Source organism: Devosia sp. (assembly GCF_036406155.1).
In the GTDB taxonomy this organism is placed as follows: domain Bacteria; phylum Pseudomonadota; class Alphaproteobacteria; order Rhizobiales; family Devosiaceae; genus Devosia_A.
The window spans coordinates 1-12,687 of the sequence record NZ_DASWVV010000243.1 but is presented as its reverse complement, the minus strand read 5'-3'; the positions used below and the strand labels follow the sequence as shown (position 1 = coordinate 12,687).

13 protein-coding genes are annotated in these 12,687 nt (G+C 67.2%); 6 read left to right on the top strand and 7 right to left on the bottom strand.

What is annotated here, in order from left to right:
* The 6 genes from VGD93_RS16925 to VGD93_RS16900 all read right to left on the bottom strand — a co-directional run.
* On the bottom strand, nucleotides 1-709 hold a 709-nt coding region (locus tag VGD93_RS16925; RefSeq protein WP_395013342.1), incomplete at its 3' end, for an ATP-binding cassette domain-containing protein.
* Complete coding sequence (locus VGD93_RS16920; RefSeq protein ID WP_395013341.1) at nucleotides 693-1,691, bottom strand: ABC transporter ATP-binding protein; 999 nt, start codon at nucleotides 1,689-1,691, stop codon at nucleotides 693-695. The genes VGD93_RS16920 and VGD93_RS16925, both read right to left, overlap by 17 nt.
* Before the next feature lies 1 nt (nucleotide 1,692).
* Nucleotides 1,693-2,571, bottom strand: a complete 879-nt coding sequence (locus tag VGD93_RS16915) for an ABC transporter permease (protein ID WP_395013340.1) — start codon at nucleotides 2,569-2,571, stop codon at nucleotides 1,693-1,695.
* Nucleotides 2,568-3,524, bottom strand: a complete 957-nt coding sequence (locus VGD93_RS16910) for an ABC transporter permease (protein ID WP_395013339.1) — start codon at nucleotides 3,522-3,524, stop codon at nucleotides 2,568-2,570. The genes VGD93_RS16915 and VGD93_RS16910 overlap by 4 nt, the downstream gene beginning before the upstream one ends.
* On the bottom strand, nucleotides 3,524-4,537 hold the full coding sequence (locus VGD93_RS16905; protein ID WP_395013338.1) for a GntR family transcriptional regulator: 1,014 nt from the start codon (nucleotides 4,535-4,537) through the stop codon (nucleotides 3,524-3,526). Before VGD93_RS16905 ends, VGD93_RS16910 begins: the two co-directional genes overlap by 1 nt.
* A 321-nt stretch (nucleotides 4,538-4,858) precedes the next feature.
* On the bottom strand, nucleotides 4,859-5,815 hold the full coding sequence (locus VGD93_RS16900) for an acetamidase/formamidase family protein (protein WP_395013337.1): 957 nt from the start codon (nucleotides 5,813-5,815) through the stop codon (nucleotides 4,859-4,861).
* A gap of 75 nt (nucleotides 5,816-5,890) precedes the next feature.
* On the opposite strand from VGD93_RS16900, the gene VGD93_RS16895 reads away from it, so the two are divergent.
* From VGD93_RS16895 to VGD93_RS16885, 3 genes are all read left to right on the top strand, one after another.
* On the top strand, nucleotides 5,891-6,862 hold the full coding sequence (locus VGD93_RS16895; protein WP_395013336.1) for a D-2-hydroxyacid dehydrogenase: 972 nt from the start codon (nucleotides 5,891-5,893) through the stop codon (nucleotides 6,860-6,862).
* The gene (locus tag VGD93_RS16890; RefSeq protein WP_395013335.1) at nucleotides 6,859-8,376 is read left to right on the top strand and encodes an ABC transporter substrate-binding protein; all 1,518 of its coding nucleotides are present in this window, start codon (nucleotides 6,859-6,861) and stop codon (nucleotides 8,374-8,376) included. The genes VGD93_RS16895 and VGD93_RS16890 overlap by 4 nt, the downstream gene beginning before the upstream one ends.
* Nucleotides 8,377-8,483: 107 nt before the next feature.
* Nucleotides 8,484-9,158 (top strand): GntR family transcriptional regulator, encoded by a 675-nt coding sequence (locus VGD93_RS16885; protein ID WP_395013334.1) that lies wholly within the window; start codon nucleotides 8,484-8,486, stop codon nucleotides 9,156-9,158.
* A 7-nt stretch (nucleotides 9,159-9,165) separates the two neighbouring features.
* On the opposite strand, the gene VGD93_RS16880 is transcribed toward VGD93_RS16885, so the two are convergent.
* A complete protein-coding gene (locus VGD93_RS16880; RefSeq protein ID WP_395013333.1) occupies nucleotides 9,166-10,275 on the bottom strand; it encodes a pyridoxal phosphate-dependent aminotransferase in 1,110 nt (369 codons plus the stop codon).
* Nucleotides 10,276-10,481: 206 nt separating this feature from the next.
* Here VGD93_RS16880 and VGD93_RS16875 point away from each other — a divergent pair, with 206 nt between their 5' ends.
* The 3 genes from VGD93_RS16875 to VGD93_RS16865 all read left to right on the top strand — a co-directional run.
* Nucleotides 10,482-11,381 carry a fumarylacetoacetate hydrolase family protein gene (locus VGD93_RS16875; RefSeq protein WP_395013332.1) on the top strand — a complete coding sequence of 300 codons (900 nt, stop codon included), beginning with the start codon at nucleotides 10,482-10,484 and terminating at the stop codon, nucleotides 11,379-11,381.
* Nucleotides 11,374-12,165, top strand: a complete 792-nt coding sequence (locus tag VGD93_RS16870; RefSeq protein ID WP_395013331.1) for an SDR family NAD(P)-dependent oxidoreductase — start codon at nucleotides 11,374-11,376, stop codon at nucleotides 12,163-12,165. The genes VGD93_RS16875 and VGD93_RS16870 overlap by 8 nt, the downstream gene beginning before the upstream one ends.
* A gap of 4 nt (nucleotides 12,166-12,169) precedes the next feature.
* Nucleotides 12,170-12,687 (top strand): MBL fold metallo-hydrolase (locus tag VGD93_RS16865; protein ID WP_395013330.1); only part of this gene is annotated, 518 nt, incomplete at its 3' end.

Sequence of the window (12,687 nt, the reverse complement as noted above, 5' to 3'; positions counted from 1 at the left end):
CCAGGTACATCACGGCGATGCGGTGACTGAGGTAGTAGGCGGTCGTCAGGTCGTGTGTGATCAGCAGCATCGCGATCCCAAGCTCGCTGTTGAGCCGCTTGAGCAGGTTGAGCACGCCGGCCCGGATGGAGACGTCGAGCATCGACACCGGTTCGTCGGCCACAAGGAAGCGCGGCCCGACGATGAGGGCGCGCGCGATCGCGACGCGCTGGCGCTGCCCGCCCGAAAGCTGGTGCGGATAGCGGCCGGCGAATTTGTCCGCCGGAGTGAGCTCGACCAGTTCGAGCGCCCGCATTACCCGTTCGCGCCGTTCGGCGGCGTCAGCGCCGAGCCTGAGGTAGCGCAGCGGCAGCTCGACATTGCCGAAGATCGTGAGGCGCGGGTTGAGCGTGTCGTACGGATCCTGAAAGATCATCTGCACGCTGCGGTGGAACTCACGGCGTGCCGCGCCGCGCAGCGTGGTAAATGGCTTGCCATCAAACAGTACGTTGCCCCCGGTGGCCCGCTCGATCCGCACCAGTACCTTGCCCAGCGTCGTCTTTCCCGACCCCGACTCTCCCACTACACCGACGATTTCACCGGGGTTGATGTCGAGGCTGACGTCGCTCACCGCATGCGCGGACTTCGTGCCGCCCATAATGGTCGCCAGCAGGCCCGTCTTCAGTGGGTAGTCTTTAACGAGGTTCCGCACCTCAACCAGCGGGGCCATCAAAACCTCTGTCGACGGGGGCGAGAGCAATGTCATCGGCGCGGTGGCAGCGCACGCTGTGGCCGGCACCGACCTCGACCACCGGCGGACGCTGGGCGGAGCAGATGCCGATGGCGTGTGGGCAGCGAGAGACGAAGGGGCAGGCGGTGGGTGGTTCGGCGAGGGCCGGCGGTGAGCCAGGCAGGGCGACCAGTTCGCGCAGCGGTTGGTGCAGGGAGGGGAAGGAATTGATCAGCGCCCAGGTGTACGGATGCCGGTAGTTGAAGAACACCTCGCGCAGCGGCCCGAACTCCATGATCTCGCCGCCATACATGACCGCGACCTTGTCGCAGATCTCGGAGACCGCCGAGATGTCGTGCGAGATCATGATCAATGCGAGCCCGCGTTCGCGGCGCAGGTCGCGGAACAGATCGAGTACCTGTCGCTGCGCCACGACGTCGAGCGCCGTCGTCGGCTCGTCGGCGATCAGCAGTTGCGGTCCGCAAACGAGTCCCAGCGCCAGCATGGCGCGCTGCTTCATGCCACCCGAGAACTCGTGCGGGTATTGTTGCAGCCGCGTGCGCGAGACGCCGACGCGTTCAAAGGTGTCCCCGGCCAGTTCGAGGGCCCGCTCGCGGCTGACGGGCTTGTGCAAGCGCATGGCATTGGCGATCTGGTCGCCGATGCGGGCGACGGGGCTGAGGGCAGACATCGCGTTCTGGAAGACCATAGCGATCTTGTCCCAGCGGATGGCGCGCAGCCGCTCTTCGGACATCCGTACGATGTCTTCGCCGCTGAGCCGGACCGCACCGCCGGTTATGCTGCCATTCTCAGCCAGCAGGCGCATGAGCGCGAAGCCTAGCGTACTCTTGCCGCAGCCGGATTCGCCAACAAGGCCAAGGCTCTGACCTGCTTCCAGCTGAAGCGACACACCGTTCACCGCGTGGAGCAACCCGGTGTCGGTGGCGAAGGCGACCGAGAGGTTCTCGACATCGAGCAGCATCTCACACCTCCATTCGCGGTGCCGCGCCGGCCCGCGCGGAAAGGGGCACGCGCCTCACCGGTCGCAGCTTGGGATTAAGCGACTCCACCAGTGCGGTGCCCACGAGGTGCAGCGACAGCAGCAGGACGGCCAGCGCGAGACCTGGAAAGATCATCAGCCAGGGCGCCGAGGACAGGTAATTCTGGCCCGAATAGAGGATCTGGCCCCATGATGGCACGTTGGGATCGCCCAGTCCCAGAAAGGCCAGCGATGCTTCGGTGAGTACGGCGTAGGCCATCTGCAGAACGGAGTTGGCGAGTACCGGGCCGAGGCTGTTGGGCGTGATCTGGCCGAAAATGATGGCTGCATCGCTGCCGCCCGCTACCCGCGCCGCCTGCACGAAGCCGCGCTCGCGCAACGACATGACCTGCGCCCGCATGATGCGGGCGTTGGCCGGCCACAGCGTGACGCCGATGACGAGCACCACCATCCACAACTGCGAGCCGAACAGGGCAACGATGACGATGATGAGGAAGAGGCGCGGGATGATCAGGAAGGCATCGGAGAGGCGCGAGATCAGGTCGTCGATCAGCCCCCCGTAATATCCGGCAATTCCTCCCAGCAGCATGCCCATGAGCAGGGACACGCCGGCTGCGCCGAAGGCGAACAGCAGCGACACTTTGGTGCCGTGCACCATCAGCGCATACACATCGCGACCGATATTGTCCGTGCCCAGTAGATGATCGGAGCCGGGCGGTAGGAATGGGGTCCAATCCATCCGGAAAGGGTCGCCCGGGGCGATGAGTGGTGCGCTCAGTGCGACGAGGAAGATTGTCGCCACCAGGAGTAACCCCGCGACACCCAGCCTATTTTGCCGCAACGCCCTCACGAGGTCGTTCATTTGTAGACGACTCGCGGATCAAGATAGACATAGACGATGTCGGTGATCAGGCTGCCCACTACCACCATGACGCTGGTGAACAGGAAGCCGCCCATGAGGACCGGAAAGTCGCGCTGCGACACGGCGTCGTACATCAGCCGGCCCATGCCCGGCCAGGCGAACACCGTCTCGACCAGCAGTGCACCGGCGAAAAGCGAACTCAGCGACAGCCCGGCCACCGTGGTCACGGGCAGCAGCGCGTTGCGCAGGGCAAATCGGCGGAACACCACGGCCTCGGGGTAGCCGATGGCACGAGCGGTGGTGATTGAATCGTCCTGCGCCGCCTCGATCACGCTTTCGCGGGTGATGCGGGCGTAGATCGGCAGGGTGTGCAGCGCCAGCACGCTGAGCGGCAGGGCCAGATGGCGCGCAATGTCGAATGGATCCGGCGGCCGGCCATAGCTGAAGCCCATCATGCCGGAACTCGGGAGCCATTGCAGCTGCACCGCGAAGAAGAGGATGAAGACCAGGCCCAGCCAGAAGACCGGAATGCTATACAGGGCGAGCATCGATGCCGAGATGGACGTGTCGAGCCAGCTGTTGCGATGGCGGGCCGCCAGGGCGCCGAGGACGATACCGAGCGGAATGGCGATGAGCTGGCTGACTCCCACCAGGAGGAGCGTCGGGAACAGCCGAGAGAGCAGCACGTCCAACACCGGCTTGCGGTAGGCGAAGGAGTAGCCAAGGTTTCCCTGCACCAGCTTCTGCAGGTAGATTCCCAGCTGCACGTGCAGCGGTTCGTTGAGTCCGTAGGAGGCGCGCAGTTCCTCGATGTACTCGAGGGGCGCGCTGTCGCCGGCAAGTGCGGTGGCCGGGTCCCCGGGCGCGACGTGGACCAGCACGAAGTTGAACATCACCAGCGCAAGTATGACCGGCAGGATCTGGGCAATGCGGCGAAACAGATAGCGGGGCATCAAACGGCTCCGCTCTGGGAAGGGCTGCCGCCTGCGGCGAAGTCCCGTTGAGCTGACGCATACGGCGCCACTAGCCGGCGCACATGCGCCAGGTTCTCCTCGCTCAGCGCATAGATCAGCGGCATGAGCCGGGCCCTGCCGGCGGGAAGGCTCTCCACGACTTCGCCGGCCGCGAAGCTGTAGATGATGACGTCGCAGTCGAGCATCAGGCGGCGTACGCCCTCGACCTCGTCGATGCGGACGCGATCGACGCGGGCCGTCGGCGCGTAGCTGCTGATCAGCTCGAGCACGCTGTTGAGATAAACGTCCTCGCAGACCAGGCCCGCGCGCACGTCCCGAGGCAGTGCCAGCAGATCCTGTTGGCATTGGTGCGTAATTTGCGTGATGAGCGGCACCACCTGCTTGGCCGAGCCTTCGAGTAACTCGCGTGCAAGGTGGTAGCCGGTAAGCAGCGTAAAGACGAACGTCGCCCCCTCGAGCCGGTGCAACACACTCTCCGGGTTGCTCGATAGGTCGCCCAGCGAGATCGGGATGGTTTCCACCCGGAACTCCCCGAGTTCCAGTTGCAGCGCGCGAGCCCACTTTTCGGCGCCGCGCGGGCTGCTGCCGATGACGCCGAGCTTGAGGGGAGCCTCGCTCAGAAGCTTTTCGACGGCCGCCGCGATTTCGAGATGGCTGAGGCCCATTGCCTTGAGGGCCAGCAGCGCCGGCCGGAGGATCTGCGCGGCGGTGGCATCCGTGGCCCAGCGATGGGCCTGTGGCACAATCAACTGCCGAACGAAGGTGCCGCGCCCGGGGCCGTTGTTGGTGAGTCCTTCGCGGTCGAGGTCGCGATACGCTCGGGCCACCGTGTTCATCGCCACGTCCAGTTCTAGCGCCAGCGCTCGCACGGCGGGCAGCCGGTCCCCCGCCTTCAGCCGGCCCGAACTGATGGCGTGCCGGACGCTGTTGACGATCTGGTGATGGATAGGGGGCGCCCCATCGCTCTTTACCAGCGTGATCTTGAAAGCCACGGTTTGTACCATTGTGGTAGTGCAATGGTACATATAGAAAGTGAAAACCTTGCGCGCGTCAAGAGGGGATGGTGGAGGTTCCACCGCTTAGCTTGCCGCCTCGAATGCGATTTGGAGGGCAGTGCTACAGCCGCTCAGGCGCGAACGGTTTGACGGAGGGGACTGCAAGATACGCTCCGACCTGTGGCGAGCACCCGCACGGACGCGGCACGCCCGGCTCGCTTGCGCGTGGCCACGTCTGTCGTGACTGCGGTTGCGCGCGGAGCTGCCCCGATCGGCACGGGTAGCCAGGCATGGGATGCGTGCTGCTTCTTTTCCAGCCTACTGGATGTATCTTCGCTCGATGGTGACGGCGGCGCTATAGAGCGGGTCGACGACCTGGCCGATGCGGACCTTCGCCGTCTGGCAGGCGAGGAGGTAGGCCTCGTCGCGGCTGAAGCCGTGGAAGCGTTCGAGGCGGCGGATGATGTCGACATAGGCGGAGCGCACGGTGTCGCCGAGGTTGACGCCGCCAAGCCCGGCGACCGAGCCGATGAAGGTCTCGGTGTTGACCTGGGGCAGGGCGACGTAGTGGGCGTCCGCCGCGGCGATGCGCTCGACGAGGAGCGTGACGTCCGCCTGGCATTCGACGGCGGCGCCGGCGATTTCGCCGTCGCCCTGGGCGGCATGGGCATCTCCGAGCGAGATCAGCGCGCCCGCGACATTGGCGCGGAAGACGAGCGTTGCGCCGATCCCGTGCAGCGGGATGTCGGTGTTGCCGCCGAAATCGGCGCCCTGTGAGAAGGCGAGCCGCCGTTCCTGTGCCGGCGCGACGCCGATGGTGCCGAGAAATGGGGAGACCGGAATGTCGATGAAGCCGCCACGGGCGGGGAACTTGATGATCTTGTCCTCGATCGGGCAGATCACCGTGCGCGGCGGCAGGTCGTCCTGCAGGCCGTACCTGCCGATGAGGCCGCCGATGCCGGGGGTGAGGGCGGTATAGCCCTGGTGCTGCACGGCACCGGGGACGATGTCCTCGATGGTGATCGCCACGCAGTCGCCGGGCGCGACGCCCTCGACGAAGATCGGCCCCGTGACCGGATTGGCGCCGCCGAGCTTTTCGAACAGTTCGCCGATGCTGGCATAGACGTCGCGCTCGCTCCTGACGCTGCCCATGCCGGCGTCTTCGGTTTCGACGCGAATGCGGTCCCCGGATTTGACGCGCAGGCGGGGCGGTTCGTCCGGGTCGAAGAACAGGTGGATGCCGTCTCGCCGAATGACGTGGTCAGGTGCCGGCATGGGCTCGCCTCGCGCATGGGATTATATTATATTTATGGTCGTGAAGGGTCGCGCCGGTCAACCGCAGGGAGAACGATGAGAACGACATTCTGGGCACAGTTCGATTTCGCCCGGGAGACCGTCGGCGCGGCGCTGCGCGCGGTTCCCGGCGCCGAGGTCGCGGTGGTGCGCACGCTGCCCGAACTTCTCGAGCGCCTGCCCACGACCGAATTCCTGGTGCTCGCCGATGCGACGGTAGCGGAAGCGCGGGAGGTGGTCGCCCGACTCCGGTCTCCTGACCGGGCGCTGCGGTGGATGCATTTCAACTCCGCGGGGCGGGACGGGTTCAATGCGGCGGGCATCCCGGAGGGGATCACCGTCACGCAGGCCTTCGGGGCGCTGGCGCCGACGGTTGCCGAGCACGCCCTGGCCCTGCTGCTGACGCTGGCGCGCCAGGTGCCGTTCGCGCTCGGGCAGCAGGCACAGGCGGCCTGGGTGAAGGCGCCGGAAGCCGGCATGCGGACGCTCGACGGCGCGACGATGCTGCTGGTCGGGCTCGGGCATATCGGGCGTGAGATCGCGCGGCGGGCGCGGGCCTTCGGGCTCAGGGTGGTGGCGGTCAACCGCTCGCCGCGGCAGGCGGCGGAGGTCGACGAGGTGCGGCCGCTGACGGCACTGAACCAGATGCTGCCCCGCGCCGATTACGTCGTCGCCTGCATCGCCCTGGCGCCCGAGACGCACGGCATCCTCGGGCGGGAGGCGCTGGCGCTCTGCCGCCCCGGCGCGATCCTCGTCAATGTGGGCCGGGGCGGACTCATCGACAGCGTCGCGCTCGCGGAGGCGCTGCAGACCGGGCGGCTCGGGGGCGCCGGGCTCGACGTGACGGAACCCGAGCCGCTGCCGCCCGGGCATCCGCTGTGGCGGGCGCCGAACCTCGTGATCACGCCGCACGTGGCCGGCGTCGGACGCGGGGCGGAGAACCGCCTCGCGGTGGCGGCGGCGACGCAGCTCGCGGCAGCCGTTGCCGCCGGGGCCGCCGGGGCAACGCCATTTTCGAGGCCGGCATGACAAAAGAGCCCACAACGCTTCGCGAAGGCTTCGAGTACCGGTTCAGCCCGGTCGACCCGGTGGCGGGCGCCCACATCGATCCGTGCAGCGCCGCGATCTATGAGACGATCGTCGCCAAGGGGACCGACGGCGCGCCGCGGCCCTGGCTCGCCGAACGCTGGCAGGTGTCGGCGGACGGGCTCGAGCATCGGTTCTTCCTGCGGCCGGACCTGCGCTTCCATTCGGGGGCGGCATGCGACGCGAGGGCCGTGGTGGAGGCGCTGCACCAGTGTCGCTGGGGCGACGCGCGCACCCGGCAGATCCAGTACTGGGACCCGGTTGCGACGGTGACGGCGGAGGGGGAGGGGGTCGTCGTCATCCGCACGCACTATCCGACGACGCGGGTGATGCCGCTGCTCTGGGGCACGCACACGACGATCTTCAATCCGGCGATGCGGTCGCGGCTAGGGAGTGCCTATGGCAGTGCCGACGCCGACGGCACCGGCCCGTTCCGGCTCGCCGAGTGGTCCGAGGACCGCGTGCTGGCGCGGCGGGCGGAGACCTATGCCGGCACGCCCATGCAGCTGGTCGGGAACGGGGCGGGCCCGCCCCATCTCGAGGCGGTGGAGTGGGTGACGGCGCTCGCTCCGGACGAACGAGTCTCCTTGCTGCGCGAGGGGCGCGTGGATTGCCTCCATGCGCCGCCGGTCGAAGCGATCGCCGAGCTGATGGCGGACGAGCGGTTCGACGTGCTCTCGGTACCGCAGTCATCCAACGTCTATCTGGCGCTCAACTGGTCGCGGCGCGACCTCGGCTTCTTCGAGCAGCCGGTGCGCGAGGCGATCTCGCTCGCCATCGACCGGCGGGCGCTGGTCGATGAACTGGTGCTTGGCCACGGATCACCCACCTTTGGGCCGGTGCCGCCGGGAGCCGAATTCTACGACGACGCCGCGGACCGGAGCGGGCAGCACGACCCGGCACGTGCGGAGGCGCTGCTCGATGCGGCGGGCTGGCTGCGCGGGCAGGACGGGGTGCGGACGCGCAACGGCGTCGGGCTCCGCTTCGAGTGCGTGGTGCAGGACGACAGCGTGCTGATCGGCGCCGCCCGTTTCGTGCAGCGGCAACTGGCTCGCATCGGGGTCGCGCTGACACTCGAGCCGATTCCGCCCTTCGCGCCCTTCTATGCGCGGCTGGCACAGGGGCCGGCGAGCTTCTTGTCAAAATGGCTCTGGCAGGATCCGATCGATGCGCTGGCGGGCTTCACGACGACCGCCTCGCAGCCGCGGCCGAACTGGCAGCGGGCCTCCGTGCCGGTGCTCGACCATGCCTTCGAGCGGTTTCGGCAGGCGGTCACCGCGGAGGAATTGACGGCTGCCGCGGCGACGGTGCAGTCCCTCATCGCCCGGGAACTGCCGATCATTCCGCTGTTCACTCCGGCGGACTTCTTCGTCAGGAACCGGCGAGTTACCGGCTGGCAGCCTATTCCGCACAATCTCTATCCGTTCTATCAAGACGCACGCTTTCTTCCACGATGACAACACGAACAACAGCATGCCGGCGCCAGGGGGCGCGGGTGACCGGAGTTGCCAAGTGCAGCCGCGGTGCAGCGCTGCCGGTCCGGCAGCAGTGAGGTCCAGAGCAAATGCCAAGCACCGTAACCCGCGATAGCGTCTCGCTCGTCGAACAGGTCTATGACGCCACCCGCCGGGCGATCCTCGAAGGACGCTACCGGCCGGGGCAGCGGCTGCGGCTGCAGGACATCGCGGTCGAGAACAATGTCAGCTTCATCCCGGTGCGCGAGGCGCTGCGGTTGCTCGAGGCGGGCCGGCTGGTCGAGATCATCCCCAACAAGGGCGCGCGTGTTTCCGATGTGTCCGAGGCGGACATGACCGACGCGTATGACCTGCGCGTACTGCTCGAATGCAGCGCGGTGGAGAAGGCGGCGAAGCTGATCACCAAGGAAGAGCTGGCGGCTGCGGACCAGTACTATGTCGAGATGGTCGACGCGTTCACTGCCGGCGACGTGGAGAAATCGAGCGCCACGCACCGGGCGTTCCATCTCTCGCTCTATCGCGCCGCGCGGTCGCCGTGGCTCATCCATGTCATCGAGCTGCTGATGTCCAACACTGACCGCTACCGCCGCCTGCTGACGCCGGCACGGCCGACCAACACCCACCTCTCCGAAATCCGGCGGCAGCACCGCGAAATCCTTGAGGCGGTGCGGGCAGGGGACCCGGCCGGTGCCAGCGCGGCGCTGCGCTCGCACCTCGACAACACGGTGGCCCGCTATCGCGCCGGGCTCGCCGAGCGGACGTGACGTCTGGCTAGAGCGCCGAGCGCTCCTGGACATAAAGGATAGTGCGGCGCAGGCCCTCTTCGAGATCCGCGTCCGAGCACGCGAGCGAGAGGCGAAGGAAGCCCTCGCCGGCGTCGCCGAAGGCGCTGCCGGGTGTGGTGCAGACATGGCGGTCGCGCAACAGGCCCAGGGCGAGCTCCCTGGAGGTAACCCCGGTCGAGCGCACGTCGAGGAAGACATAGAGGGCGCCGTCGGAGGGCGCGTAGCTGAGGCCCTCGGCGTCGAGCATCCTCACCGCGAGGTCGCGGCGCCGGGTGTAGGCAGCGACCATTTCGCCCACGGCATCCTGCGGTCCGTTGAGCGCCTCGAGCGCGGCGATCTGCGAGACCACCGAGGCGGAGGCGACGGCGGCCGCCTGCATGCGGGTGATCTGTTTCGCAATCGCCGATGGCGCGACGACGTAGCCGACGCGCCAGCCGGTCATGGCGTAGGTCTTGGAGAAGGAGAAGCAACTGATGACACGCGTCTCCTCGATTTCCTCCCCCGAGCCGATGCTGTAGTGCTCGCGGCCGAACAGGACCTCGTCGTAGCACTCGTCCGAAATGATCCACAGGTCGCGCTTCCGCGCGAGATCGAGCAGGCCCTGGAGTTGCTCCTTGTCGAACACGGCGCCGGTCGGATTGCTCGGTGTATTGAGGATGATGGCGCGCGTCTTCTCCGTGAGGGCGGACTCGACGTCCTCGACGGTCATCTTGAAGCCGTTCTGCGCCTTGAGGCCGTAGGGGCGCATGGTGCCGCCCGCGAGCCCGACCATCGCCGGGTAACCGGCCCAGCCCGGATCGGGGACCAGCACTTCATCGCCGGGCTCGAGCGTTGCGAGGAGCGCTAGATAGAGCGCGCCAGTCGCGCCGATGGTGACGTTGACGTTGTCGGCGGTGCAGGGAATGGCGTTCCGCCTGGTGACCTTTTCGGCGATGGCCGTGCGCAGCGGCATGATCCCCGAATTGGGGGGATAGCTCACGCGGTTCGCTTTCACCCAGGCAGCCGCGGCGTCGCTGATATGCGCAGGCGTCTGGAAGTTCGGATCGCCTATTTCGAGGCGCAGGACGCCCGGGATGGTCGTTGCCAGGTCCATCATTTCGCGGATCCCGGAAAGCGGGATCGACTGGGTTCGGCTTGACACCCGCGGCATCACGAAGCTCCGGAAGTTGCGTGGGATGCAACCAAGGCGGTTGCAGGTCAGGATTTTATATTATACAAAAGTTCAGACCGTCAAGGTTGGAAGCGTCGCGCGGCGACCTGTCGAGATTGCTGGCCGTATGCCGCCGGCGCAAGGGAGAAAAGATGAAGATCGCACGGTTCAGGACGTCGGGCGGGCGCGTCGGCTGGGGGTGGCTTGATCCCGACAATGCGGAGCTTGTCCGCGAGCCGTTGGGGTCGCTGGCGACCGTCTTTCCGGACGAACTCATCCGGCTCGGGCCGCAGGTCCTGCTCGAGACGCTCGCGGCCGCCGAATTCCATGTGCACGCGCTCGCCGATCTCCGGCTCATGGCGCCCATCGCGAAACCTGGCAAGTTCATTGCCGTCGGCCGCAACTACCGCGAGCATGCCGCCGAGGGTGGCAATCCCGTGCCCGAGCTGCCGATACTGTTCGGCATCTTGCCCAGTGCCATTATCGGCCCCTACGATGACGTCGAACTGCCCTCGGCCTCCCAGCAGATCGACTGGGAAGGCGAACTCGGCGTCGTCATCGGCCGTACCGCGCGCAACGTGCGCCGCGCAGACGCGCAAAGCGTGATCGCCGGCTATGTCGGCGTCAACGACATCAGCGCGCGCGACCTGCAGAAGCGGGACGGGCAGTGGATGCGGGCCAAGTCGTTCGACACGTTCAAGCCGATGGGGCCCTATCTCACCACGGTCGACGAAATGGGACTGGCCACCGATACCCGTATCTCGGTGAAGATCAGCGGCATGCCGAAACAGGACGAGTCGACCGCCTTGATGGTGTTCCCGGTCGACTATCTCATTGAATACATCACTGCCTTCTGCACACTCGAGCCGGGCGATATCATCTCTACCGGGACCCCGGCGGGGGTGGGCATGGGCGAGCGGCCGCAAAGCTTCCTCAAGCCCGGCGACCTCATCGAAACCGAAGTTTCGGGCATCGGCCGCATGGCCAACCGCGCCGTGGTGAGGGCCTCGGCGGGGGAGGTGCAGAAGGAAAAGGAAAAGAGCCTTGCCTGATACCCGTGAAAAGATCGCGCTCGTCACCGGTGCGGCGAGCGGCATCGGCCGAGCAACGGCACTGAGGCTCATCGAAGACGGCTGGGCCGGTATTGCGCTCGTCGACCGCGACGCGGCGCTCCTCGACGGGACGGCAGCGGAAGTCGAGGCTCTCGGCGGCAAGGCGCTGAAGATCGTCGCCGATCTCAACGATCTCGTGCGGGTAAGCGGGCTCGTCGGCGAGGCGGTGGCGGGTCTGGGTCGCATCGACACGGTCGTCAACTGCGCCGCCATTGCGCGGCCGGCGATCGCGGTGGTCGACTACGACACGGACAAGTTCGTCCAGGACCTGAACGTCAACCTGACCGCAGGCTTCGTCGTCGCCCGCGAAGCCGCGCGCGCCATGATCGCGGCGAAGCGTCCCGGCGCCATCGTCTTCATCGCCTCGATCAATGCGCAGGGCGCAGGCGTCGGGTCGGTCGGCTACTGCGCCTCGAAGGCCGGCGTCGTCGCCCTGATGAAGGTGCTCGCGGCCGAACTCGGCGAGCACGGCATTCGCGTCAACGCGGTGAGTCCCGGCCCGACCGACACGCCGCGTTCCGTCGGCCGCGTCGGCGAGAAGGTGATGGAGAAGCTCCGCAAGCGCTTCGACGGCGCTGCGCTCCGCCGGCTCGCCGAGGCGCGCGAGATTGCCGACGCGGTCGTCTATCTCTCCTCGGACCGCTCGAGCTACGTATCGGGGCACGACCTCGTGGTCGACGGCGGGCTGATGGCCAGCGTCTACGTCGCGGCGAAACCGGAATAGGCGCATGCGGCTCGTTGACAACATCCATCTGGTCGGCGGCGGCGCCTGGGGCGGCATGGGCCTTTCGCCCGGCCCCGATTGCAATGTCTATCTCGTCGACTGCGGAAGCGAGCTCGTCCTCATCGACTGTGGCTCGGGCGCCGCGGGATCGGTCGATGCGATCCTTGCCAATATCGTGGCCGACGGGCTCTCGCCCGATCGCATCGGAACGATCCTGCTGACCCACAAGCACGGCGACCATGTCGGCGGCGCGGCGCAGTTCGCGGAGCGCACGGGCGCGGTGCTGCGCGCATCCGCGGAGACAGCGGCGGTGCTGGCGACCGCCGATGAGGACGCGGCGAGCATCGGCGCCGCGAAGCAGGCCGGCCTCTATGCCAAGGATTTCGTGCTCGCGCCGGTTGGGAGCGTGCAGACGCTGGCGGGCGGAGAGCATTTCGGAATCGGGGACGTCGACTTCGAGGTGATCGAGACGCCCGGCCATTGCAGCGGCCACCTTTCCTTCGTCGTTCGCCGCGGCGAGCG

Excerpts from the sequence above, each read along its gene's own strand:
- VGD93_RS16885 (WP_395013334.1), top strand. The coding sequence starts at position 8,484 with ATGCCAAGCACCGTAACCCGCGATAGCGTCTCGCTCGTCGAACAGGTC.
- VGD93_RS16910 (WP_395013339.1), bottom strand. The coding sequence starts at position 3,524 with ATGCCCCGCTATCTGTTTCGCCGCATTGCCCAGATCCTGCCGGTCATA.
- VGD93_RS16895 (WP_395013336.1), top strand. The coding sequence starts at position 5,891 with ATGAGAACGACATTCTGGGCACAGTTCGATTTCGCCCGGGAGACCGTC.
- VGD93_RS16915 (WP_395013340.1), bottom strand. The coding sequence starts at position 2,571 with ATGAACGACCTCGTGAGGGCGTTGCGGCAAAATAGGCTGGGTGTCGCG.
- VGD93_RS16880 (WP_395013333.1), bottom strand. The coding sequence starts at position 10,275 with ATGATGGACCTGGCAACGACCATCCCGGGCGTCCTGCGCCTCGAAATA.
- VGD93_RS16920 (WP_395013341.1), bottom strand. The coding sequence starts at position 1,691 with ATGCTGCTCGATGTCGAGAACCTCTCGGTCGCCTTCGCCACCGACACC.
- VGD93_RS16890 (WP_395013335.1), top strand. The coding sequence starts at position 6,859 with ATGACAAAAGAGCCCACAACGCTTCGCGAAGGCTTCGAGTACCGGTTC.
- VGD93_RS16875 (WP_395013332.1), top strand. The coding sequence starts at position 10,482 with ATGAAGATCGCACGGTTCAGGACGTCGGGCGGGCGCGTCGGCTGGGGG.
- VGD93_RS16900 (WP_395013337.1), bottom strand. The coding sequence starts at position 5,815 with ATGCCGGCACCTGACCACGTCATTCGGCGAGACGGCATCCACCTGTTC.